The following is a 23,733-nucleotide window of genomic DNA, read 5'->3' on the forward strand; positions in this document are numbered from 1 at the left end:
TACCGCATCTCGCCGCAATTTAGAACCGTGCGCGAATGCCAGTGTAGAAGTTACGGCCACGGATGTCGTAGATCGAACTGCCTGCACCGGTGCCAGTGCTTCCCAAGGGCGGTTGCTTGTCCAGCACGTTGTCGACGCCCAGGTAAAACTGGAACTCCTTACCGAAGTTTCCAAGATCCTTCAGGTTCCAGGTGAAACGCAGATCGTTGTAGAACACCCGCGAGTAGGTGCGGATGTCGGAATAGTCCGCGTTATTCGGCGGGCAACCGGCGGCGGTGCAGGCTGCTGGCAGTGCGTTGAAGTCCTCGTATGCGTTTACATACATCGGGCCGATGTACCGCAGGCGGTAACCGAACGTAACATCTCCGACAGTCAAATCATTGTCCAGGCGGAATTCGTTCTTAGGATCGCCGAGTTCGCTCAGCAGTCGGTTTTCGAACGTGGGAACCGATGGATTCTCGAAGTTGCTCGACTGCAAACCATGCGTGTAGATCAGGTTGGTGCTGAACTGCACGTTGCTGCCGATCTCCGTGCGATAGGCAAAGTTTACGTCGATACCGCGACGAACGCGCTTGGCGAAGTTCACAGGTGCCGAAACCAGCGAGTTGCCGAGAATCTGGCCGGGTGCCTCGCCCAGAGGACCAGCACCGGTGCCGCGGTAACGCGTGAAGACTGCGCACAGCGGGTTGGCCAGGCTTGGCTGGTCATAGCAACCATTGGCAATCGCCTGTGCCGTCAACGAGACGATGACGCCGTTCACCTTGATGTTGTAGTAATCGACGCTCAGCGACAACCCAGGGATGAAGCGCGGCTGCACGACCGCACCGATGGTGAGCGAGTTGGACGTCTCAGCCTGCAAGTTTGGATTGCTGCCGCTGATGATGTTCAGCGAATACGTGTTGTTCGGCAGGCCGGCCAGCAGCGTCGGGCCAAGATCCGCGAGGCAGTTTGCAGCACGGTTCGGGTTGGCGGCGATGTTGCCCGAAGCGCAGGGATCGAGGAAGCCAGGCGCGAAGTTCGCAACCGCCGGGAAGCCCGTCTCCGAGACGTTTGGAGCGCGAACCGACTTACCATAATTTGCGCGGAAGCGAATATCGCGCACCGGCGCCCATTCACCACCATAGTTGAACGTATAAACCGTTCCAACCGCACCCTTATAGTCGGAAACGCGGCCGGCACCGTTCAAAGTCAACTCTTCGAAGAACGGAACGTTCTTGAGCAGAGGAATACGGATTTCGCCGAATGCTTCCTTCACTTCGAACGTCGGCGGGTTGAACTGGCCGATGGCAACTGCGTTGGTCGCACCGCTATCGACGAACGGATCGTTCGTGTAGCTCGCCTTTTCACGGCGATATTCGCCACCGAGAGAGAAGCCGATTGGACCGCCCGGCAGTTCGAACAACTGGCTCAGGTCGCCACCAACGAAGCCTTGCACGTCGAACTGGGAAAGGCTTGCCTTGTTACGGGCATTGTAGCTGAAATAGTTCGACGCCGCGCTGTTATCGGAACCGCCGAACGGGTTGTAAGGCACGCATGCTGCGATGTCGTTGGCGAGGCGAGCCGCGCCGCCCGTGCCGGCCAAACCGACGGCCGAAGCGGGATCGAACTGTGCACGACATTGGATCGCACCGGTGACCGGATTGCGTCCGGCGTCGAGCGACAGCATGAACCGCTGACGATCGAGATACCCGAACGTAGTCGTGTCTTCCTTGAACTTGCCGTAGTTCACCGAAACTTCGTAGTTCCAGTCATCATTGAACCCACCGCGGACACCGCCGACGATGCGATAGGTATCGCGACGGAACTTTTCGTCACGGATGCCCGAGTCAGCCAACTGACGCGCCGTCACGAACCGGTAAGTGCCGGCGTTGATCGCCGCGATATCGGCGGCGTTGAGTGGCCCCGCCGTACCTTGCGTGCCGGCTCCGAATGCAGCCACACGGTTGAAGGTGCTGGCAACGCCGGTGACGTTGCATGCCGCCGACAAGCTGGTGTTGCAACCCGATGCCAGGATCGCGTTTGCGATCGTCGCGCGGTCTGCAGGGTTCAGGAATGGGTTGTCGAGACGGGTGCGCTCGCGCAAATCGAATTGGGTGAACTGGCCCTGGATGAACGAGGGACCGGCGTTCGAACCGCGCGTGTCGACGCGGTTCCATTTGGCTTCGATGAACGGCTCGAAGGCTTCGCTGACCTTGAAATGCGCGAGAAGGTTGAAGTTCAGGCGCTGCTGATACGGCAGAACCGACAAAAGCTGGCCTTCGCGACCGGTCTGGCCGTTACCGCCCGTGATACCGCCGATGATGCCCTGGCCGTAGCGCGTGCCGGTTTGCGGCGACAGGCGACCATCCTGACCGAATACATAAGTGCAGTTGTAAGGCGTACCGACCGAAGACCCGGAACCGATGCCCGGTGCGCCGTTGGTCGAACCGATGCCGGTACCGCACAGGGCTGAGGAACCCGATTGCGTGATCGGCACGAGGCCATAGCGGTTGATGCTGGCACTGCGAATGTCACGGATGAAAATGCGGTCGGGGAAACCGTCGCTGCCGTTTGGCAAACCGGCGGTATCGACATCGACTACGCCCAAAGCGTCATTTTGGCGAAAAGAATCGATGTCCGAGCCAAATACGCGTTCCTGGTGAGAATATTCGCCGTGCAGCGTGATATTGCCCCGGCCGTCGGCGAAATTCTTGCCGGCCATGGCCGACACATATTGGTTGCCACCAAAGCCCTTACCCGTAACGCCCGCTTGGCCGCGAACCTGCAGGCCATCGTAGTCACGACGTAAGATGAAGTTGACGACGCCTGCGATAGCATCGGAACCGTAAACCGAGGACTGCGCGCCGGTCACGATGTCGACCCGCTCGATCAGATCGTTCGGGATCGTATTGACGTCAGGCGACACCGCATTGTTGAGAATGTCGGCAGGAACGTGACGGCGCCCGTTTACGAGTACCAGCGTACGCGCCGTGCCTAGACCACGAAGATCGAGCAGGTTCAAACCCGCGATCCCGATGCCCAAGCCCGGATTCTGCTGTGAGAAGGTGCTACGAAGCTGCGGGAGATCGTTCAATACCTCGCCGATGTTGGTGTTGCCGCGCTGGAAAACGGCGTCGCCTGCGATCGATGTAACCGGAATTGCCGAATCGAGGTTGGGACGACGGATGCGCGATCCGGTAACGGTGATCGTGCCCTCTTCGGCTTCCTCGCCGTCAGCGCTGACGGGCTGACCGGTTACGGAAGTGTCCGGCGTAGGCGAAGTTGACTGCGCGAAAGCGCCGGCAGGAAACATGGCAACGCCAGCCGCGAGTGCGGTGGCCGCCAAAAGGCGGGTCTTCAACATGAAATAAATCCCCCAAAACAGGCGCAACGTTGTGCGCGGATGACGAGTTAATGAAGGGGGGGTGACAATTTCACAACGTTAATCGGCCGTTCAGGGGCGCCGATGGGGCTTTTTGTTTCGGCATGTAGCGAAAATGCAACATCTCGTAATAGGCTGAAACATCACCGTTCCAGACACATCGCGATGCCCATCCCGCCGCCGATGCACAGCGTCGCCAGGCCCCTCTTCGCGTCGCGCTTCTGCATCTCGTAGATCAGGGTCGTCAGCACGCGCGCGCCGCTCGCGCCGATCGGGTGGCCGATGGCGATCGCGCCGCCGTTGACGTTCACCTTGTCCGCATCCCAGCCGAGTTCCTTGCCGACCGACAGCGCCTGCGCCGCGAACGCTTCGTTCGCTTCGATCAGGTCGAGATCGCCTATCGTCCAGCCGGCCTTGTCGAGCGCGCGGCGGGTGGCGGGGACGGGGCCGATGCCCATGATCGAGGGGTCGACGCCGGCCGAGGCCCAGCTCCTGATCGTCGCCAGGATCGGCGATCCGCGCCGTTCGGCTTCCTCGCGGCTCATGATCACCAGCGCCGCGGCGCCGTCGTTCAGGCCGCTCGAATTGGCGGCGGTCACGCTGCCGTCCTTCTTGAAGGCGGGCTTCAGGCCGGACACGCTGTCGAGCGTCGCGCCGTCGCGGATATATTCGTCCTGCGCCACGATCGTATCGCCCTTGCGGCCCTTGATCGTCACTTCGGCGATCTCGTCCACGAAGCGCCCGGACGCGCGCGCGGCGGAGGCGAGGTTCTGCGAGCGGACCGAGAATTCGTCCTGCTGCCCGCGCGTGATCTGATATTGCTCGGCCAGGTTCTCGGCGGTGATGCCCATGTGATAATGGTTGAACACGTCGGTCAGCCCGTCGCTGATCATCGTGTCGACCATCGCGACATTGCCCATCTTGGTGCCGCCGCGCAGGTGCTGCGCATGCGCCGAGAGCGACATGCTCTCCTGTCCGCCCGCCACCACGATCGTCGCGTCGCCGGACTGGATCGCCTGCGCCGCCAGCGCCACCGCGCGCAGGCCCGATCCGCACACCTGGTTGACGCCCCAGGCCGGCACCTCCTTCGGCACGCCGGCCGCCATCGATGCCTGGCGCGCGGGATTCTGGCCCTGCGCGGCGGCCAGCACCTGGCCCATGATCACCTCGGACACGTCCTCGCCCGCGACACCGGCCTGCGCCAGCGCCGCCTCGATCGCGATCCGGCCGAGTTCGTGCGCAGGCGTGGCGGCGAACGCACCCAGGAAGCTGCCGACGGGCGTGCGCTTGGCGGCGGTGATGACGATGTCCATGGAGACGCTCCTGTAGATGGGTTGCGCGCTATCTAGTCCGGGGCAGCGCGCTAATCCAGTGCGCCAGGGGTTCCCAAAGCTGGCTCCTGCCGCCACGCCCGACGATCATACCGACATGCCCCGCGCCGAGATCGCGCCGGTCGGGCAGGTCGGCCGCGCTGGCGGCGGGCACGATGCGGTCGCTCATCGAGACGAAGTCGATCGCCGGGCACGGCAGCGCCGCGGGGTCGACCGTCGCATCGCCGACACGCCACCCGCCGCGGCCGGTCAGGTTGCCGGCGATGAAATCCTCGAACAATTGCGCGCCGGCGGCATAGGTCAGCGGCACGCCGGCATTGGCCCAATCCTCCATCGCCACGAACAGGGCCGCCTCTCGGCTGCCCGCGTCCATCCCGGCGAACGCCTCGTATTTGGCGATCGTGCGCGCGGGGTCGAGCCGCCAGAAACCGGATTGCAGCACCTCCATCGGCACCAGCCCCATCGCCGCGCAGGCCGGTTTCGCCGCCGCCCACAGCTCCGCCATATCGGCGCGCGCCCGCTCGCCGAACCCGTCGAACGTCCACGGTGCCGCGATCAGCGCCAGCCCGGCCAGCGGCACCGAACAGGCCGCCGCCAGTGTCATCGTGCCGCCAAGACAGTATCCCGCCAGCACCGGCGGCTCGTCCAGCTTGGCGATCAGCGGCAGCAACAGTGTCTCGACATGCCCCGTCACGTCCATGGCGCGATCCTTCGGGCCCGGCGTACCCCAGTCGAGCAGATACGGATGAAAGCCCTGCGCCGCGATCCAACGCAGCAGGGACACGTCGGGCGCGAGATCGAGGATGAAGGGCGGGTTGATCAGCGACGGCACGAATACCACCGGGCGCTTGCCGTCTCCCTTCACGCCGTAATCGCGCAGCCGCGCCCGGCCCTTGCGATGGCGTGCCGGCGCGGGCTTGCGCGCCCGCCCGCGCGGCGCCTCCTGATAGGCGCGCAAGCCCGCCAGCGCCGCCGCCCGCCGCTCGGGCGATGCTGCGGTTTCGCTGCGCAGCATGTCCAGAAACAGCGGCAGGGGGCGTGGGCCGTGTTGCGGTGCGGCATGAAACGGTGGTACAGGCCGATCAAACAAGCGCAGGGGAGCCTTTCGTGGTGAAGAAGCAGAGCGCGGGCGACGGCCCGGTCGTCATCAAGAAATACGCCAATCGCCGTCTCTACAACACCGAGACGTCCTCTTACATCACGCTCGAACACCTCGCGGCGATGACGCGCGAGGGCCGCGACTTCAAGGTCGTCGATGCCAAGACCGACGAGGACATCACGCACAATGTCCTCACCCAGATCATCATGGAAGAGGAATCGCGTGGCCAGACGATGCTGCCGGTCAATTTCCTGCGCCAGCTGATCGCGATGTACGGCGATTCGATGCAGGCGATGGTCCCAGGCTATCTGGAGGCGTCAATGGACAGCTTCCGCCGCAATCACGAACAGTTCAAGTCGGCGGTCGAGGGCGCGTTCGCCAATTCGCCCTTCGCCGAGATCGCCAAGCGCAACATGGCGATGTTCGAAGCCGCGACCACCGCGTTCAAGCCGAGCGCGATGCCGGGCGTCGCGCCGTCCGCCAGTGCCGCATCCTCCGCCTCCAGCCACGCATCGTCCGGTCACGCATCGAGCAAGGACGACGAGATCGCCGCGCTCAAGGCCGAACTCACCAAGCTGAACGACAAGATCGAGAAGCTGAATCAGTAACGGAATCGGATGGCCGATTGGCGATGTGGCGGCACCCTGGCTGGTGGCCGCCGCCATTGCGCTGGCCGTCGCCGTGCTGGCCGGTCTGGGCGAGCGGCGGCGCAAGCGGCGGATGGATCTCGATCGCGTGGGACTGGTCGACTGGCCGACCGTGCAGATGATCGCCTTCGTCGCGGTGGCGATCTTCGGGATCATCGCCTGGCACGCCTAGATCAGGTTCTAGAGCATGATGACTCCAGGCCGAGTCGGGATTTCTTCGATACCTCGTCATTCCCGCGCAGGCGGGAATCCATACCGGCTAAATCGAGTGAGTCCCGATACGATCGAGATTATGGATTCCCGCCTGCGCGGGAATGACGGAGGACGTGGTTCAACCTCATGTCATCGGGCTTTAGCCTCCATCCCTCACCGTTCGCCCTGAGCCTGTCGAAGGGCATGTTCCAAGCGCGGTGGGATGTTCGGGGCATGTGCTTCGACAAGCTTGGCACGAACGGAATGGGGGGGTGGGCCAATCCTCACTGGGCGAGCCCCCTCAGTAGAACGGCCGCAGCGTCAGCGTGCGGCGCGATCCGTCGCACATGTCGAATGCCACCACCCGCCCGGTCTCGCCGATCGACCAGGTCGACAGCGGGCTGCCGGGATAGTCGCCCGGTATAGCCTTGCCGTCGATCATGCAGATCGTCTCGCCGGTGCGCCATCCCGCGCGCTCCGCCGGGCTGCCGCGCATGACGTGCAGCACGCGCAGCCGATCCTTGTCCGCTGCGACCAGCACGCCGCTGGTCGATTTCAGCGGTTCGGCATCGGCCTCGGGGCCGGGCTTCAGCACCATCCGCCCGGCCTTGGGATCGAGCAGCACGCGATACTTTTGCAGGAAGCCCGATCCGATCCGCCCGGCCATGCCCATGCGCTGCGAAAAGCCGCCCGAGCTTTCGACCTGCAACTCCACGTTTCGGGCGGTCAGCGTCCCCGTCTGCATCTCGTCCAGAATGACAAGATCGGTGACGATCGCACCGCCCAGTCCGAACGAGATGGTCGAGGTACGCGCCGGTGGGATCAGCCGCGCCGTGGCCCAGCTTTCCGCCGACAGCGTCACCGCATTGCCGTCGCCGGTATCGACGATCAGCGGGCGCAGCCGCCGGCCGTTCAGGCTGATCTCGCCGGTATAGACCAATCGGTCGCGCGAGACGGTCAGCGGCGCGGTCGCCCCGGCGAACGGCATCCGGCCCGAAGGCAGCAGCCGGAAGCGCCGCGCCTCATAGTCGATGTCGAGCGCATAGCCCTCGGTCAGGTCGCGCCCGACCAGCATCTCGATCGCGCGCGCGCTGCCCGTCGCGGTGGCGGGCAAGGCGGCGACGCTGATGCTGCCGCCGCTGCGCGTCAGCCCCCCCAGCCGGATCGTCCTGGTATCGATCCAGCCGATCGGCACGACCCCGCCGATCGCGCTCGCGCTGCCGCCGCTGCGCACCTTCAGCCGCTGCGCATCGACATAGGCGCGCGACAATACGGTGAAGCTCACCCCGGTATCGAGGATCGCGGATACGGGTGCCCCATCGACGTCGAGCGTGAAGCGGATCTGGTTGCCGGGGGTGAGATCGAACGGCACCCACCTGGCCTCCGCATCGGGCGCGAGCACGTCCTTCGCCGGCGGCGATGTTGCAGCGGTGGTCAGGAGGAGCAGGGCCGCGAGGGCGAAACGCACGGCGCTGGCTCAGTCGAGAAACAGATAACGCGGATCGAACTCGGCGAAGTCCTTCAGCGCCGGCCAGTCGATGATCCGCACCAGCCCCTGGCGGAACTCGACCAGATTCTGTTCGCGCAATTTGCGCAGCATGCGGTTGGCGTGCACGGCGGTCAGCCCGGTCGCGTCGGCCAGGTCGATCTGCGTCACCGGAAAGTCGTATTCCTGCCCGCGCGTCATGCCGATCCGCTCCAGCCGCACGAACATCTCGCACAACAGATGCGCCAGGCGCACCGATGCGCCGCGCGCGCCGACCGAAACGATCCACTCGCGGCTGATCGCGGCATCGATCAGCGTCGATCGCCACAGCAATTCGGTCAGCGTCGCTGATCGCTCGGTCAGCTTGCGAATCTCGCTATGCGCGAAGGTCGCCACCGTCACCGGCGTCAGCGCGGCGACCGAATGTTCGAGCCGCTTGAGCGGATAGGAATGCAGATCGACGAAGTCGCCGGGAACATGGATCGCCAGGATCTGGCGCCGCCCTTCCGGCGTATCGCGAAACCGCTCGATGAACCCGCTGAGCAGCAGGGTGCACTGCGTCAACGGTACGTTCTCGCGGACGATCACCCGTTTCGCCGGAAAATCGATCGCGCGCGATTCCGCCGCTTGCAGGGCCGCCGCATCGTCATCCGAAAGCACCGGCGTACGATGCGTTTGCAGGAATAGCCGCGTGACCATGGTGCGAGTCGAACCCCTTGGGAAAAAAGCCGGAACGCTTCGAAGGCGAAGCGCGTTGAGACTCATCAATACACCGGGGAAACCGAATGTCACGAGCGCCCCATGATACGCCGACCCAGGCCTGCGCCGAGGATGGTGAGGTGATGCTGGACGGGCCTGACGGTCTCGCCGTGTCGCTGACGCCGAACGCCGCTGCCGCCTCGGCCGTCGCGATTGCCGAAGCTGCGGTGGTCGCGCGCCGCCAGACCCCGCGACCCAGGTTCGATGAACACGATGGCGGACATGATTGATCCGGACGGGTGGTGACCGGCTCGTTCAGGATCCAGCCTAAAGTATTGGCCTTCGACGTCTTCGGGACGGTCGTCGATTGGCGGTCCGGCGTGGCGCGCGAGGCCCGCGCCTTTCTGGCCGATATCGGCCATGGCGATATCGATCCGCACGGCTTCGCGGATCGATGGCGTGCCTTGTATCAGCCGGCGATGGAGGACTGCCGCTCCGGCCGGCGGCCATATACCCGGCTCGACATCCTCAACCGCGAAACGCTGGAAATCCTGCTGGATCGGGAGGGCATCGATCCGCGATCGATCGACGAAGATCGTCTGCACCATTTCGCCTTCGCCTGGCGCCGGCTCGATCCGTGGCCCGATGCGCTCGCGGGGCTCGTCCGGCTCAAGGCCCGCTTCCCGATCGTCACGCTGTCCAATGGCAACACCGCGCTGACGCTGGCGATGGCCAGGCGGGCCGGACTGCCCTGGGACGCTATCCTCGGCGCCGAATCGACCGGCCTCTACAAGCCGCTGCCCGGCAGCTATCTGGGCACCGCCGACATTCTCGGCATCGCACCGCAGGAACTGTGTCTGGTCGCGGCGCATCACAGCGATCTTGCCGCCGCCCGCGCCGTTGGTCTGATGGCCGCCTATGTCGATCGTCCACGGGAATATGGCGGCGCGCCGGCCCCCGATGCGCATTATGCGCAGACCTGGGATCATAGCGTCGAAAGCCTGACGGAGTTGGCCGACCGGATCTGACTTAGGGCCGTTTTGAGGTGCAAAATAAATATCGAAATCGGCACCCGGCCCTTGCGTTTGCGCAAAGCCAGCTTTGACCACGCGTCGCTGCATCACGGCATCGCTTTGGCGCCACCAGCCGGCTTGTCCGAGCGACGAACCGAGTCCCTAATCTGTCATTTACCGGCTTGCGTCCCAACGCGATTGGGCACAATCTGTAGGGGTTGAGTTCGGGGGCGAACCCAAGAACTGGTAGAGAACACCTCGCGACACTATATAGCGGGGGCGTTGTCGCGCGGTCGCGGGACCGATGGCGACGGGCATATTTCGTTCTCCTGAATCGCCGCCGAATGATAGCATGGGGGTTCGCCCCCGATTCGAACGGATCGGGAACACCGATCTTGAGACAGATTTGATTCGAGGGACGTGAGCGATGGATTTCAGGGACAGCCAGGAAGCGAGCGGAACGATGGCAAGCGATACGATGGACGCAGTGGAAACGATGGTCGCCAGCGTCGCGGCGAAGTCCGGCAACGCCGACCGCAAGCTGGAGACGCGCGGCGATTCGAAGGAAGTGAAGGCCCAGCTGTATCCGGTCGAGGTCGATCATTCGCGCGATGCGCTGCTGACCGATTTCGGCAAGGACACGCTCACCGATCGCTACCTCCTGCCGGGCGAGCGCTTTCAGGATCTGTTCGTCCGCGTCGCCTCGGCCTATGCCGATGACGGCGCGCATGCGCAGCGCCTGTACGATGCGATCTCGCAGCTCTGGTTCATGCCCGCCACGCCGGTCCTGTCGAACGGCGGCACCGGGCGCGGCCTGCCGATCTCGTGCTTCCTCAATTCGGTGCCGGACAGCCTGAACGGCATCGTCGACACCTGGAACGAGAATGTCTGGCTCGCCTCGCGCGGCGGCGGCATCGGCACCTATTGGGGCAACGTGCGCGGCATCGGCGAGCCGGTCGGCCTGAACGGCAAGACCAGCGGCATCATCCCGTTCGTGCGCGTGATGGATTCGCTGACGCTGGCGATCAGCCAGGGTTCGCTGCGTCGCGGCTCGGCCGCCTGCTATCTCGACGTCAGCCATCCGGAGATCGAGGAGTTCCTCGAGATCCGCAAGCCTTCGGGCGATTTCAACCGCAAGGCGCTGAACCTGCACCACGGCGTGCTGATCACCGACGATTTCATGGAAGCGGTGCGCGACGGCGCGGAATGGAACCTGCGCAGCCCCAAGGACCAGTCGATCCGCGCCACGCTCGATGCGCGCAGCCTGTTCCAGAAGCTGGTCGAGACCCGTCTCGCCACCGGCGAGCCGTACATCGTCTTCTCCGATCACGTGAACAAGGCGATGCCCAAGCACCACCGCGATCTCGGCCTCAAGGTCTCGACCTCGAACCTGTGCAGCGAGATCACCTTGCCCACCGGCCGCGATCATCTTGGCAACGATCGCACCGCGGTCTGCTGCCTGTCGTCGCTGAACCTCGAAACCTGGGATCAGTGGAAGGACCAGAAGGGCTTTATCGAGGACGTCATGCGCTTCCTCGACAACGTGCTGCAGGATTTCATCGACCGGGCCGAGCCGGGCATGGAGCATGCCGCCTATTCCGCCGCGCGTGAACGCTCGGTAGGCTTGGGCGTCATGGGCTTCCACTCCTTCCTCCAGGCGCGCGGCCTGCCGTTCGAGGGCGCGATGGCGAAATCGTGGAACATGCGCATGTTCAAGCACATTCGCGGGCAGGCCGACGAAGCGTCGATGCACCTCGCCAACGAGCGCGGGCCGTGCCCGGACGCCGCCGACATGGGCGTGATGGAGCGTTTCAGCTGCAAGATGGCGATCGCGCCGACCGCGTCGATCAGCATCATCTGCGGCGGCACCAGCGCGTGCATCGAGCCGATCCCGGCCAACATCTACACGCACAAGACGCTCAGCGGCTCCTTCTCGGTCAAGAACCCGTATCTCGAAAAGCTGCTTAGCGAGAAATCGAAGAACAGCGACGCGGTGTGGAATTCGATCCTGGAGCAGGGCGGCAGCGTCCAGCATCTCGATTTCCTCACCCAGGAGGAGAAGGATTGCTACAAGACCAGCTTCGAGATCGACCAGCGCTGGCTGCTCGAACTGGCCGGCGATCGCACGCCGTTCATCGATCAGGCGCAGTCGCTCAACCTGTTCATCCCGGCGGACGTTGAGAAATGGGATCTGCTGATGCTCCACTTCCGCGCCTGGGAACTCGGCATCAAGTCGCTGTACTATCTCCGCTCCAAATCGGTGCAGCGCGCCGGCTTCGCGGGCGGGGTCGAGAACGACAACACGATCGACGCCCCGAAATACGAGTTCGAGACGACCGACTATGACGAATGTCTGGCGTGTCAGTGATGTAATCCCTCTCCCATCGGGAGAGGGAGGGAGGAGCGTAGCGACGGAAGGGTGAGGGTGACATGCGTTTATATGACAACCAACCCGCCGGCACGGTGGACCGTGCCCGTACCCTCCGCCGCACCGCGACGAATGCGGAGACGCGCCTGCTGCATGCGGTGAAGGGCGCGTTTCCGGATCTGAAATGGCGCCGCCAGGTTCCGATCGGCCCCTATTACGCCGACATCCTCTGTTTCGCCGCGAAACTCGTGATCGAGGTCGATGGCGGCCAGCATGACGAAGCTGCGGCGTACGATGCGCGCCGGACGCGTTTCATCGAGAACGAAGGTTACACCGTGCTGCGCTTCTGGAACACCGACGTGCTGGCGAATGCGGACGGCGTGATCGAATCCATCCGCAATTCCCTCTCCCATCGGGAGTGGAGTGTTGGGTCGGCCATGCCCCCGGCATGGCCTGAACGATGCGGGGCATCGTTCACCCAACACTGGCCCCGCGAGGCGCTGCGGAGTGGGAAAGGTGAGGGCGACCGCCAACAGACAAAAGAAAAGGGCGAGCCGGCTTTCGCCAACTCACCCTCGCCCGACCTCGCTACGCTCGGTCACCCTCTCCCGAAGGGAGAGGGGTTTTGAACTCAGGCCTCTTCTTCCAGGCCCACCGCGACGTCGGCGTTCGCGCTCAGGCGGACCTTGTCGCCCTCGACGCCGGCGACCAGGCCGCCCGAGATATAGTGGTGATGCCCTTCATGGCTGCCCGATCCTTCCGAGACCTGGGCACCGCTGTCCTTCTTGGTCAGCTTGATGCGGTCGCCCTCGACATGGTCGACGGTGCCGACATGCACGCCGTCCGCGCCGATGACTTCCATATGTTCCTTGATTGCGCTCAGATCGGCCATGATACTTGCTCCTTGAGTGTGGGTACGGGGGCTGAACGCGCGACCACCGAGTTGGTCGCATGAGCTGGCAAATCCTCATCATGTTCGCGGTCGGCGGCGTGCTGACGCTGATCGGCGCGGGCCTGCTGCTCGCGCTCACCCGCCCCGCCGGGCCGGCCAAGGTCTATGTCTACCGCATGGTCGGCATCATGGCCGTGTCCGGCGGCATCGTGCTCGCCATGTCGGCCGCCGCGATGTGGGACTGGAGCGCGGTATCGTGACCCTGTCTTCGCCTTATTCCTTCTTCACCCCATTCGTTCCGGAGTAACCCCATGTCCCTCACCGAAGCCCGCAAGCAGTACAAGCCATTCGAATACCCCTGGGCGTTCGATTTCTGGAAGCGTCAGCAGCAGATCCACTGGATGCCGGAGGAAGTGCCGCTGGGCGAGGATTGCCGTGATTGGGCGCAGAAGCTCAGCGATCACGAACGCAACCTGCTCACCCAGATCTTCCGCTTCTTCACCCAGGCGGACGTCGAGGTGCAGGATTGCTATCACGAGAAATACGGCCGCATCTTCAAGCCGACCGAGATCAAGATGATGCTGGCGGCATTCAGCAACATGGAGACGGTGCACATCGCCGCCTACAGCCACCTGCTCGACACGATCGGCATGCCCGAAAGCGAATATGGCGCCTTCCTCGAATATAGCGAGATGAAGGACAAGCACGATTACCTGCAGACCTTCGGCGTCGACAGCGACGAGGATATCGCCAAGACGCTCGCCATGTTCGGCGGCTTCACCGAGGGGCTGCAGCTGTTCGCCAGCTTCGCGATGCTGATGAACTTCCCGCGCTTCAACAAGATGAAGGGCATGGGCCAGATCGTCACCTGGTCGATCCGCGACGAGAGCCTGCACTGCGAAGGCATCATCAAGCTGTTCCACGCCTTCTGCAAGGAGCGCGATTGCTTCACCAAATCGGTGAAGTCGGACATTCGCGAGATGTGCCAGCACACCGTGCACCTCGAGGACAATTTCATCGATCTCGCGTTCGAGATGGGCCCGGTCAACGGCATGACGCCCAAGGAGATCAAGAAGTACATCCGCTACATCGCGGACTGGCGCCTGAACCAGCTGGGTTTGAAGCCGATCTACATGGTCGACGAACACCCGCTGCCCTGGCTCGCCCCGATGCTCAACGGCGTCGAACACGCCAACTTCTTCGAACAGCGCGCGACCGAATATTCCAAGGCCGCGACGAAGGGCAATTGGAACGAAGTATGGGACGGCTTCGACAAGCGCCAGAAGGCCAAGGCCGGCCCTGCCGCGAACGAGGATCCGGCGAGCGGCGAGGGGGACATGTTCTCGCGGGCTGGCGTGGCGGCGGAGTAAAGCCAGAAGGGGGAACGACGATGGCGCTTCCAACGTCATATTTGACAAGCACGAAAAACTTGCAGGGAATCTTGAGCGCTATCCAGCAAGCTAAGGCACCTGATAGGTTCACTCAGCGGTTTCTGGAAGATCTAGAATTTAAATCGACAAGTGACCGTTTAATTATAGGAGTTCTAAAGTCTCTTAAATTAGTTGACGATCAGGGAAAGCCAACTGAGAGATATTTTCAATTTCTTGATCAAAGTCAATCAGACAGAATAATGGCTGATGCAGTTCGCGAAGCATACAGTGATCTATTTCAGGTAAACACTTCTGCACAAAAGCTGAGCAAGCAAGACGTAATAAACAAATTTAAGACGCTTTCTCAGGGTTCAATTAGCGAATCTGTTTTAGACAAAATGGCTATGACATTTACTGCATTAGTTAAGCTTGGAGATTTCGAAAATAATGCAGGAAAATTAAAGCAGGAGCGAGTGATAGAAAACGAAATCAAGATTGATCAAGATGACAATCTAGATGGAAGTGGTGGTAGTGACGATGATCAGATTAAGCGGAACCGGCGCTCTTTAGGAGGACTTCACTACAATATTCAGATAATTTTACCGGAATCCAGAGACTCAAAAGTATATGATGCTCTTTTTAGAAGCTTGAAAGATCATTTAATTTGACGGATATGTCATTATACGAATTTATTTATCGAGCGAGATTAAGTGAAGAGGCGCTTGATCGTGCTGGGCGGATATCATCTGCTTCACTCTCGTTTGATCATCAGAAGGCGCGAGAGATCCTCGGTATCGATGTTTTAGATGCTGAGCACGTTGCTCGGGCTGAAAAGATGTCATTTGTCTACACGACTGTCGCGGCGTTTGAGAATTCGGTTAGAGATTTGATAAAAAGTATTTTGATAGAGGCGCTCGGCGAAGATTGGTGGAATCTCGCTGTTTCCGAGAAAATACGAAGGGCGGCGGAACTACGAATGGAGGAAGAGAAAAAAATTCGTTGGCACGTGCAGCGAGGAGACGATCCTATCAGATTTACGATGATGCCAAATCTAGCGAATATAATTGCCCAAAATTTTGAGCATTTTGAACCTTACTTGCACAACATAGATTGGGTACGAAATATATTTGAGATAGTAGAAAGATCTCGAAATGTTATTATGCATAGTGGAATGTTATCGGACCGGGATATGGCACGGTTAGGATCTCTTGTCCGTGATTGGAATTCACAGGCATCGATTTGACGAACTTTTTCTGTCAGGTCCGACAAGCATCCTAATAAACTTCTGTCTAGATATTTTCTAGTTCTCGACCGATGGCGCGGAAAAACTTGAGGGAGGCAGCTCTCATCCATCCACAAGTTCCGAGACCGCACGAGGGACGACGCCCCATCCGAACGCACGCCCGCTCGACAAGCGCGACACCTCCGCGTCTCCGCGCCTCCGCGCGAACCAATCTTCTTCGCGCCTTCATCCCTCCGCGCCTTCGCGAGAAATCTCGCACGAAGCTACGAAGCCACGGCTTCAAGAGAAGCCCAGCCCAAGCCCATCGGTTGAAACGCACGATCCGGACACGCGCTTCGACCAGCTCGGCAGGAGCGGATTGGACAAGGCGCCCGATCCCCGCTTCCCAAAAACCAATGTTCTACACGAACCAAATGGGATAAATAGTCACAACGCCCAGAGACGTCAGATCATGATTTACGAAAACACGCCGCAACCATCGCCAGCCACGAAGGTATATCCTACAACGGATGCCATATCGCCCGCGCGCGATCGCGCCACCGCCCCGCCACCCCCGATATCGTGTGAACTTCCGTGAACTTCGCCCCGCGCGCACCCCGATACCGCGTGAACTTCCGTGAACTTCGCGCCGCGCATACCCCGATACCGTGTGACCTTGTGTGAACTTCGGACCGCCCCGCCGCCAGCCACCCCCACCGATCCGGCGCGCGCCAGCCTCGGTTGATCGCCGCCGTTCCGAGCGCCGGATCCGCGTTTACCTTTTGTTAACGTATCGGGCATAGCCCCGTTAAGGACTTGGCAACCAATGCCGCATTCGGAAAATTTTTAGGGGAAATCCATGCGTTGTCGCAACGTCTTGGCGCTGTCGTCCGCACTCGTGCTGCTCGCCGGCTGCGCCACCACCGGCGGCGCGCGACCCGTCGTCACCAGCGAGATCGTGCCGGACAAGAGCTGGCAGGGCGTGATCCTGCCGCCTGACTCCACCCGGCTCGCCGCGCTGCCCGCAGCCTGGGGCCCGGCGCTCGCCGCCGTCCGCCCGCGCTTCGCCGCCGCGCTCGCCAAGGAAGGGGCGCTGCTCGATCCGTCGGTCGCGCTCGATCATGTCGCGCTGCCGCCCGGGTCGTACACCTGCCGCGTCGTGAAGCTCGGCGGCCCGCGCCGCTTGCCCGCTTATCGCACCTATCCGCCGTTCTTCTGCTATGTGCGCGGCGAGGGCGCGGCCCTGTCGTTCATGAAGCAGACCGGCGACGAGCGCCCGGTCGGCTGGCTCTACCCCGATGGCGATACGCGCTACGTCTTTCTCGGCGCCTATGCCCGGGGCCGCGTCACGCCGCCTTCCTATGGCGCGCCCGGCGCGCGCAACGCGCTCGGCACGATCGAGCGCGTCGCGCCGTTCCGCTGGCGCCTGACGCTCGCCCCCGTGGACGACAGCGCCTTGCTCACGGTCTATGAAGTCACCCCCGTGCCGCTGGAGCAGCAGGCGAAATAGCGGGCTTGCCGGCGTGACGTAGAATGATACAACATATCCCGGGCGGAGTCGCCGCCTTCATCCGGGAGAGACTGCCATGACCGCACGTCCGCTTGCCGTCCGTCGCCGCACCTTCGAGGATACGGGGGTCGTGTCGGAGATGAACATCACGCCGCTGATCGACGTATTGCTCGTGCTGCTGGTGATGATGATCCTGACGATCCCGATTCTGAACCACAAGGTGCCGGTCGATCTGCCGCAGCCGGGCAAGGGCGATCCGATGAAGACGATCGTCCACCGCGTCGATCTCTCCGCCGCGGGCACCCTGGCCTATGACGGCGTGCCAATCCCCGACGCCGCGCTGCCCGCCCGGCTCGCCGCGTTCATGAAGGAGGACAACGCCCAGCTGCAGATCGCGGCCGAGCCCCACGCCCGCTACGACCGCTTCGACCGGACGCTGGCGACGATCCGGCGGGCCGGCGTCACCCGGCTGGGCTTCGTCGGCAACGATCGTTTCGCGAAGTTCGGCGATCTGCGCTGAGCCTTGGAAGGCACGGAACGGGCGGGGTTCGCCCGGCGTTGGGGGCGTCCTGATCCGAATCGAGGTTTCCCCATGCGCATCGCCGCCGCGCTCGTTCCCATCGTTATGACCGCGCTGGCCGGCTGCTCGCCGCAGCCGACCAACACCAGCAATGTCGACATCAACTTCGCCGCCGAACAGGCGCAGCACAGCATCGACAATTACGCCGCCGCCACCCCCGCCGCGACGCCGACGCCCCGGCCGAGCGCGGTGCCTGGCCCGGTCGCCAGTCCGATTGCCGGCTTGGCCCCGCTCGATCCGCCGGCGCCCGGTACCCCCGGCGGCCTGCCCGACGATCGCACGCCCGTCTCGGAGGCGCCGTTCTCGCCCGACAGCGCGCAGGGCGCGGCCAATGTCGTGCAGACCTATTACGCTTTGCTCGGCGAGAAAAAGTATCGTCAGGCCTGGGCCTTGTGGGGCCATGGCGGGCAGGATTCCGGCATGTCCGCCGATGCCTTCGCCGCCAGCTTCGACAAGTATAGCGAATACCACGCCAATGTCGGCGCGCCGGGCAGGATCGATGCCGGGATGAGCCAGCGCTGGGTGACCGTGCCGGTGCAGGTCTATGGTCGGCTGAAGGCCGGCGGGACCCCGGTCTACATGCTCGGCAGCGTCACTCTCCACCGCGTCGTCCCGGGGGTCAGCGACGACAAGTCCGATCAGACCTGGCGGCTGAAGACCGCCGACATTAAGCCGCGACCGAAGCGCTGATCCGGCCGCCGCTGCGGATCAGGCGGAGCGGCGGATCGAGGCGGGCAGCGCGGCGTTGGCCGGATTCAGCCGCTCCATGTTGAAGTTCTGCACGAATTCCAGCCCGGCCTTGCCGTCCGCCGCCCAGCGCAGCTTGGCCGGGAACATCTGGTCCTCCAGCAGTTCGATCAGCACGTCGATCCCGGCCGCATCGCCCTCGATATCGATTCCGTCGATCAGCGCACCGGTCGCGGACATGTTGCGGATCCGCACCTCGCCCTCGACGCCCTCGGACGAGATGCGGGCGCTGCGCAGCATCGTGGTGCGCGGCGAACGGCTGGCGCGATAGCCGGTCGCGGTCGCCATGCCGCCCTTGGCTTCCATCTGCTCGACCACCTCCGCGGCGCGCGCCGCCTTGCCGTAGACGTAACCCTGGATATGCGTGCAGCCGAGATCGCGGATCAGCTGGATCTCGTCCTGCACCTCGACCCCCTCGGCGGTGGTCTCCATACCCAGCGTATCGGCGAGCGTGACGATTGCCTTGATGATCGCCGCGTTGCGGTTGCCGGCGATCGCCGCGCCCTTGACGAAGCTCTGGTCGATCTTGATCTTGTCGAACGGCGCCTTCTTCAGATAGCCGAGCGAGGAATAGCCGGTGCCGAAATCGTCGAGCGCCAGGCGGACGCCGAGGCGCTTCAGGCTCTTGAACATCTTCTCCGACGACGCGCTTTCGTTCAGGAACACACCTTCGGTGATCTCCAGCTCCAGCCGATCGGGGCTGATGCCGGAGCGGGCCAGCGCGCTGGTGACGATCGCCGGCAGCGCCGGGTTGGCGAACTGGATCGGCGAGACGTTGACCGCGACGCGAATGTCGTAAGGCCAGCTCGCCGCCTCGTCGCAGGCGGTGCGCAACACCCATTCGCCGATCGCTTCGATCAGCCCGCAATCCTCCGCCACCGGGATGAACTCGGCCGGCGACACCGCGCCGCGCGTCGGGTGATCCCAGCGCAGCAGCGCCTCGTAGCCGACGATGCGCTCCGTCCGGGCGCTGACCACCGGCTGGTAGGCGACGTGGAACTCGTCCTGCGCCAGCGCCTTGCGCAGATCGTCCTCCAGCAGCTTGCGGTTCTGCGCGCCGAGCAGCAATTCGCTGCGGAAGAAGCGGTGGATGCCGCGTCCGTCGGCCTTGGCGGCGTACAGTGCGAGGTCGGCGTTGCGGACCAGCGTTTCCGAATCCGCGCCATCCTCCGGCGCAATGGCGATGCCGATCGAACAGCCGATGGTGATCGACGATCCGTCGATGAAATAGGGTTGGGACAGCGCTGCGATGATCGTGCGGGCCAGCTCGGCCAGCCGATCGCGATTGGCTTCACGCGGCAGGACGACCTTGAATTCGTCGCCGCCAAGGCGCCCGACCAGGCCGGCATCGCCGACGCTGCGTTGCAGCCGCTGGCCGACCTGCTTGAGCAAGGCGTCACCGGTCTGGTGGCCGAGCGTATCGTTGACCGCCTTGAAGCGATCGAGATCGAGCAGGAACAGCGACGTGGCGCGAACCCCGGATTGCGGCGCGGCGAGCGTCTGATCGAGCGACAGGCGCATACGCTGGCGGTTGGCGAGCCCGGTCAGCCCGTCGAACAGAGCGAGGCGCGTGATCTCGGCTTCGGACTGGCGCTTCTGCGTCAGATCGCTGCCGCTGCCGACGAAGCCCTGGAAACGGTTCATACCGTCCATGATCGGACGACCCGAGATCGACCACCAGCGCTCCGCGACGTCCGCGACCGGGCGGACGGAATAGTCCGAGAAGGACGTGCGCGACGACAGGTGAAAGCCCAAGGTGCGCTCGGTATCGGGCGAGGCACTGTCGACCTTGAACACGGCGGTCAGCATCTGTCCGATGGCGGGCGCGCCGCTCGCCGCGACCTCGGCGGCGACCTTGGACGACAGGTAGACGAGGCGGCCGTGTCGATCGGTCTGCCAGAACCAGCCGTTGCCGTGATCCTCGAACTCATGGACCAGCCGGCGCGCCAGCGAGCCGTGATTGTCGTTCGCCACCCGCGCCGCGGCCTGGAGGTGATCGAGCCGCGCGAGACCTGCGATGGCCACCGCGAGGCAGGCGAGGAAGATCAGCGCGATGCCGCTCACCAGGCTGGCCCCGCTGAGCACCAGGATGCTCGCCACCAGCGCTACGGCGAACGCCAGGAGGCCGGCGCGGACCGATTGCAGGGCGATGACGGTGACGATGATCGCCCCGAAGGTGGCGACGAAGTTCGCCAGTTGCAGCACGATGCTGCCGATACCGCCGGTGATCCACAACATCGAGAACAGGCCGGCCCCGAGGCCGGCGCTGCAGAGCGCCGTGGCGCGCACCTGATGATGCGGCGCCAAGCCACGCATCGCGTCGAGCTTGACTAGGCCCAGGGCGATCACGCCGAACACCAGGACCAGCGCGGAATGCAGGGCGAAGCGTTCGATCAGATCGGCGCTCCCGATCCGATATGCGGTCCATACCAGCAGCGCGCCGGCGAGGAACTGCGCCATCAGCGCGGCAGGCCACGCGACGGCGAGCTGTTCGAACTGGCGGTACTGCGTCTCGGGCTCGCGCTCCTCGTCCGCGCCGAGCACCAGATTGTGCCACAGGCCACGCGCGGCTGGCGGGATCGACGACATGGAAAGGTGGGGGGTGCGCATCTGCGACCCTCCGTAACGAGGCGGGTTTTGGATTTGCTTTCCGGCTTTGGTTAAGCCGGGGTTACGGGCAAAATACTTGGCCGCCGCGCACGGCGCGCATAAGGAAGCGCCGAGTGTGCGCCCGAGGACCTTTCATGACGACCATCATCCGCGAAGCCGACCTGATCGAGAGCGTCGCCGACGCCCTGCAATTCATCAGCTATTTCCACCCGATGGATTACATCCACGCGCTGGGCGAGGCCTATGAGGCCGAGCAGTCGCCGGCCGCCAAGGATGCGATCGCGCAGATCCTGACCAACAGCCGGATGTGCGCCGAGGGGCATCGCCCGATCTGCCAGGATACCGGCATCGTCAACGTGTTCGTCAAATGGGGCATGGACTGCCGTTTCGATGAAACCAGCCGATCGCTGCAGGAGATCGTCGATCAGGGCGTGCGGCAGGCCTATCTGAACCCGGACAACAAGCTGCGCGCATCGGTACTCGCCGATCCCGCCTTCACGCGGCGCAACACCAAGGACAACACGCCGTGCGTGCTGCACGTCGAGATGGTGCCGGGGAGCACGGTGTCGGTCGATGTCGCGGCGAAGGGCGGCGGCAGCGAGAACAAATCGAAGTTCAAGATGATGAACCCGAGCGACTCGATCGTCGACTGGGTGCTGGAGATGCTGCCCCAGATGGGTGCCGGCTGGTGCCCGCCGGGCATGCTCGGCATCGGCATCGGCGGTACGGCGGAACATTGCGTGCTGCTTGCCAAGCAGGCGTTGATGCAGCCGATCGACATGGGGCCGCTCAAGGCGCGGGGGCCGAAGACCGATATCGAGAAGCTGCGCATCGAGATATTCGACAAGGTCAACGCGCTGGGCATCGGTGCGCAGGGGCTGGGCGGCCTCTCCACGATCCTCGACGTCAAGATCATGGATGCGCCGTGCCACGCGGCGGGCAAGCCGGTGGCGATGATACCCAATTGCGCCGCGACACGCCATGCGCACTTCACGCTCGACGGTTCCGGCCCAGCCTTCCTCGCGGCGCCGAAGCTCGACGAATGGCCGAAGGTCGATTGGACGCCGGATGCCGCAGCGATCCGGGTCGATCTCGACACGCTGACACCGGAAATCGTCGCGACGTGGAAGCAGGGCGACCGGTTGCTGCTGAACGGCAAGATGCTGACCGGTCGCGACGCCGCGCACAAGCGGATCAAGGACATGCTCGATGCCGGGGACCCGCTGCCGGTCGATTTCGCGGGACGCGTGATCTATTATGTCGGCCCGGTCGATCCGGTCGGCGACGAAGTGGTCGGCCCCGCCGGCCCCACCACCGCGACGCGGATGGACAGTTTTACCCGGATGATGCTCGGCCAGGGCCTGCTCGCGATGGTCGGCAAGGCCGAACGCGGGCCGGACGCGACCAAGGCGATCGCCGAGGGCAAGTCGGCATATCTGATGGCGGTCGGAGGCGCGGCGTATCTGGTGGCGCGGGCGATCAAGGGCTCGAAGGTCGTCGGCTTCGCGGACCTCGGCATGGAGGCGATCTACGAGTTCGAGGTGCAGGATTTCCCCGTGACGGTGGCGGTGGATAGCGAAGGCAATAACGTGCACCAGCTGGCACCGCTCGTGTGGAAGGAAAAGATCGCCCGGGAGAGATTGCTGGAAGGCGTGTGATCGCCGCGCCGATCTGGATCCCCGCCACACTATTTGCCGGGGCCTTGCAGGCATGGCGCACGGCGGTGCAGCGGCGCGTAGGCAAGGCGCTTTCGGTCAACGCGGCGGGTCTGGTTCGCTATCTCTATGGGCTGCCGTTCGCCTTCGCCTTTGCCGCCTTGTATCAATGGGGCATCGCGCCGGCACCATTCCCGCCGCTCGGACCCTACTTCCTCTTGTTCTGCGCAGCGGGCGGGATCGCTCAGATCGTCGCCACCAACCTGCTGCTGATGGCGTTCGAGGAGCGCAACTTCGTCGTCGGCACCGCCTATTCCAAGACCGAGGCGGTGCAGAGTGCCTTGCTGTCCGTAGTGCTGCTTGGCGATCGCCTCTCCGTGCTCGTGTGGCTTGGTATCGCCAGCGGTGTGGCAGGGGTGATGATCCTGTCGACCGGCGGCAAAAGGATGGGGCCGAGCGAGTTGTTGCGTGCGCTCGGGCAGAAGGCGGCGCTCTACGGCATGGCGTCGGGCTTCTTCTTCGCGGTGACCACGATCGGCATCCGGCGCGCGACGATGGAGATCGGCACCGATGACCATATTCGCGCCGGAGTGCTGACGCTGGTCGCCACGGTGGCGCTGCAGACGCTGATGCAGGGTGGCTATCTGTGGTGGCGCGAGCGCGATCAGGTGCCTTTGGTGTTCGCCAACTGGCGGATCGCGGGGCAGGTGGGGATGATGTCCTCGCTCGGCTCGGCCTGCTGGTTCACCGCCTTCGCCTCCGCCCCGGTCGCACTGGTGCGCATCGTCGGGCAGATCGAGATCGCCTTCACCATGGCGTTTGCGCATTTCTATCTCGGCGAGCGCATGGTGCGGAGCGAGGGCGTCGGGCTGGTGCTGGTCGCGATCGGCGTGGTGCTGGCATTGGCGGGCGCGCTGTAGCTTGCCGCGGTGGCGCGGCTGTGGGACGGGA

At 63.6% G+C, this 23,733-nt stretch carries 22 protein-coding genes; 15 read left to right on the top strand and 7 right to left on the bottom strand.

Annotation, left to right across the window (positions count from 1 at the left end; all coding sequences use genetic code 11):
- Positions 1–19 precede the first annotated feature (19 nt).
- From ASG11_RS08050 to ASG11_RS08060, 3 genes are all read right to left on the bottom strand, one after another.
- The gene (locus ASG11_RS08050; protein ID WP_055780539.1) at positions 20–3,343 is read right to left on the bottom strand and encodes a TonB-dependent receptor domain-containing protein; all 3,324 of its coding nucleotides are present in this window, start codon (positions 3,341–3,343) and stop codon (positions 20–22) included.
- Positions 3,344–3,504: 161 nt separating this feature from the next.
- Entirely contained in the window at positions 3,505–4,674 is a 1,170-nt protein-coding gene (locus ASG11_RS08055) for an acetyl-CoA C-acetyltransferase (protein WP_055777503.1), read from the bottom strand.
- Between the two features lie 28 nt (positions 4,675–4,702).
- Entirely contained in the window at positions 4,703–5,707 is a 1,005-nt protein-coding gene (locus ASG11_RS08060; RefSeq protein ID WP_201781295.1) for an alpha/beta fold hydrolase, read from the bottom strand.
- Positions 5,708–5,802: 95 nt separating this feature from the next.
- Here ASG11_RS08060 and phaR point away from each other — a divergent pair, with 95 nt between their 5' ends.
- Both phaR and ASG11_RS08070 read left to right on the top strand, forming a co-directional pair.
- Entirely contained in the window at positions 5,803–6,399 is a 597-nt protein-coding gene (phaR, locus tag ASG11_RS08065; RefSeq protein ID WP_055777509.1) for a polyhydroxyalkanoate synthesis repressor PhaR, read from the top strand.
- Positions 6,400–6,424: 25 nt separating this feature from the next.
- Positions 6,425–6,610 (top strand): hypothetical protein, encoded by a 186-nt coding sequence (locus ASG11_RS08070; RefSeq protein ID WP_055777512.1) that lies wholly within the window; start codon positions 6,425–6,427, stop codon positions 6,608–6,610.
- Positions 6,611–6,931: 321 nt separating this feature from the next.
- Here the strand turns inward: ASG11_RS08070 and ASG11_RS08075 are convergent, their stop codons facing one another.
- Both ASG11_RS08075 and ASG11_RS08080 read right to left on the bottom strand, forming a co-directional pair.
- Positions 6,932–8,098: a pepsin/retropepsin-like aspartic protease family protein gene (locus ASG11_RS08075; protein ID WP_055777515.1), complete on the bottom strand. Its 1,167-nt coding sequence runs from the start codon at positions 8,096–8,098 to the stop codon at positions 6,932–6,934.
- A gap of 9 nt (positions 8,099–8,107) precedes the next feature.
- Positions 8,108–8,815, bottom strand: a complete 708-nt coding sequence (locus ASG11_RS08080) for a Crp/Fnr family transcriptional regulator (protein WP_055777518.1) — start codon at positions 8,813–8,815, stop codon at positions 8,108–8,110.
- 86 nt (positions 8,816–8,901) lie between these two features.
- Between ASG11_RS08080 and ASG11_RS08085 the strand changes: the two genes are divergently transcribed.
- From ASG11_RS08085 to ASG11_RS18375, 4 genes are all read left to right on the top strand, one after another.
- Positions 8,902–9,105, top strand: a complete 204-nt coding sequence (locus ASG11_RS08085; protein WP_055777521.1) for a hypothetical protein — start codon at positions 8,902–8,904, stop codon at positions 9,103–9,105.
- 45 nt (positions 9,106–9,150) lie between these two features.
- A complete protein-coding gene (locus tag ASG11_RS08090) occupies positions 9,151–9,843 on the top strand; it encodes a haloacid dehalogenase type II (RefSeq protein WP_055777523.1) in 693 nt (230 codons plus the stop codon).
- Between the two features lie 412 nt (positions 9,844–10,255).
- Positions 10,256–12,196 (top strand): ribonucleoside-diphosphate reductase subunit alpha, encoded by a 1,941-nt coding sequence (locus ASG11_RS08095; RefSeq protein ID WP_055777526.1) that lies wholly within the window; start codon positions 10,256–10,258, stop codon positions 12,194–12,196.
- 62 nt (positions 12,197–12,258) lie between these two features.
- Complete coding sequence (locus tag ASG11_RS18375; protein WP_082472669.1) at positions 12,259–12,825, top strand: endonuclease domain-containing protein; 567 nt, start codon at positions 12,259–12,261, stop codon at positions 12,823–12,825.
- A 2-nt stretch (positions 12,826–12,827) separates the two neighbouring features.
- Here the strand turns inward: ASG11_RS18375 and ASG11_RS08105 are convergent, their stop codons facing one another.
- On the bottom strand, positions 12,828–13,088 hold the full coding sequence (locus ASG11_RS08105) for a DUF2171 domain-containing protein (RefSeq protein WP_055777530.1): 261 nt from the start codon (positions 13,086–13,088) through the stop codon (positions 12,828–12,830).
- A 59-nt stretch (positions 13,089–13,147) separates the two neighbouring features.
- Between ASG11_RS08105 and ASG11_RS08110 the strand changes: the two genes are divergently transcribed.
- From ASG11_RS08110 to ASG11_RS08130, 7 genes are all read left to right on the top strand, one after another.
- Positions 13,148–13,348 (top strand): hypothetical protein, encoded by a 201-nt coding sequence (locus ASG11_RS08110; protein WP_055777534.1) that lies wholly within the window; start codon positions 13,148–13,150, stop codon positions 13,346–13,348.
- A 51-nt stretch (positions 13,349–13,399) separates the two neighbouring features.
- The gene (locus tag ASG11_RS08115; RefSeq protein ID WP_055777537.1) at positions 13,400–14,458 is read left to right on the top strand and encodes a ribonucleotide-diphosphate reductase subunit beta; all 1,059 of its coding nucleotides are present in this window, start codon (positions 13,400–13,402) and stop codon (positions 14,456–14,458) included.
- A 20-nt stretch (positions 14,459–14,478) separates the two neighbouring features.
- On the top strand, positions 14,479–15,126 hold the full coding sequence (locus tag ASG11_RS18700; protein ID WP_156363700.1) for a DUF5343 domain-containing protein: 648 nt from the start codon (positions 14,479–14,481) through the stop codon (positions 15,124–15,126).
- Positions 15,123–15,701 carry a Swt1 family HEPN domain-containing protein gene (locus ASG11_RS18380; protein ID WP_201781296.1) on the top strand — a complete coding sequence of 193 codons (579 nt, stop codon included), beginning with the start codon at positions 15,123–15,125 and terminating at the stop codon, positions 15,699–15,701. The genes ASG11_RS18700 and ASG11_RS18380 overlap by 4 nt, the downstream gene beginning before the upstream one ends.
- 838 nt (positions 15,702–16,539) lie before the next feature.
- On the top strand, positions 16,540–17,190 hold the full coding sequence (locus tag ASG11_RS08120; RefSeq protein ID WP_082472671.1) for a DUF4893 domain-containing protein: 651 nt from the start codon (positions 16,540–16,542) through the stop codon (positions 17,188–17,190).
- 76 nt (positions 17,191–17,266) lie between these two features.
- Positions 17,267–17,710: an ExbD/TolR family protein gene (locus ASG11_RS08125; RefSeq protein WP_055777543.1), complete on the top strand. Its 444-nt coding sequence runs from the start codon at positions 17,267–17,269 to the stop codon at positions 17,708–17,710.
- A gap of 72 nt (positions 17,711–17,782) precedes the next feature.
- Positions 17,783–18,460, top strand: coding sequence for a hypothetical protein (locus tag ASG11_RS08130; RefSeq protein WP_055777546.1), 678 nt, complete (start codon positions 17,783–17,785; stop codon positions 18,458–18,460).
- 18 nt (positions 18,461–18,478) lie between these two features.
- On the opposite strand, the gene ASG11_RS08135 is transcribed toward ASG11_RS08130, so the two are convergent.
- Positions 18,479–21,127, bottom strand: a complete 2,649-nt coding sequence (locus tag ASG11_RS08135) for a putative bifunctional diguanylate cyclase/phosphodiesterase (RefSeq protein WP_055777549.1) — start codon at positions 21,125–21,127, stop codon at positions 18,479–18,481.
- A 134-nt stretch (positions 21,128–21,261) separates the two neighbouring features.
- Here ASG11_RS08135 and ASG11_RS08140 point away from each other — a divergent pair, with 134 nt between their 5' ends.
- Both ASG11_RS08140 and ASG11_RS08145 read left to right on the top strand, forming a co-directional pair.
- Entirely contained in the window at positions 21,262–22,785 is a 1,524-nt protein-coding gene (locus ASG11_RS08140; protein WP_055777552.1) for a fumarate hydratase, read from the top strand.
- The gene (locus tag ASG11_RS08145) at positions 22,782–23,702 is read left to right on the top strand and encodes a DMT family transporter (protein WP_055777555.1); all 921 of its coding nucleotides are present in this window, start codon (positions 22,782–22,784) and stop codon (positions 23,700–23,702) included. Before ASG11_RS08140 ends, ASG11_RS08145 begins: the two co-directional genes overlap by 4 nt.
- The last annotated feature ends 31 nt before the right edge of the window (positions 23,703–23,733 follow it).

The sequence above is a fragment of the Sphingomonas sp. Leaf357 genome (genome assembly GCF_001423845.1).
GTDB lineage: Bacteria > Pseudomonadota > Alphaproteobacteria > Sphingomonadales > Sphingomonadaceae > Sphingomonas.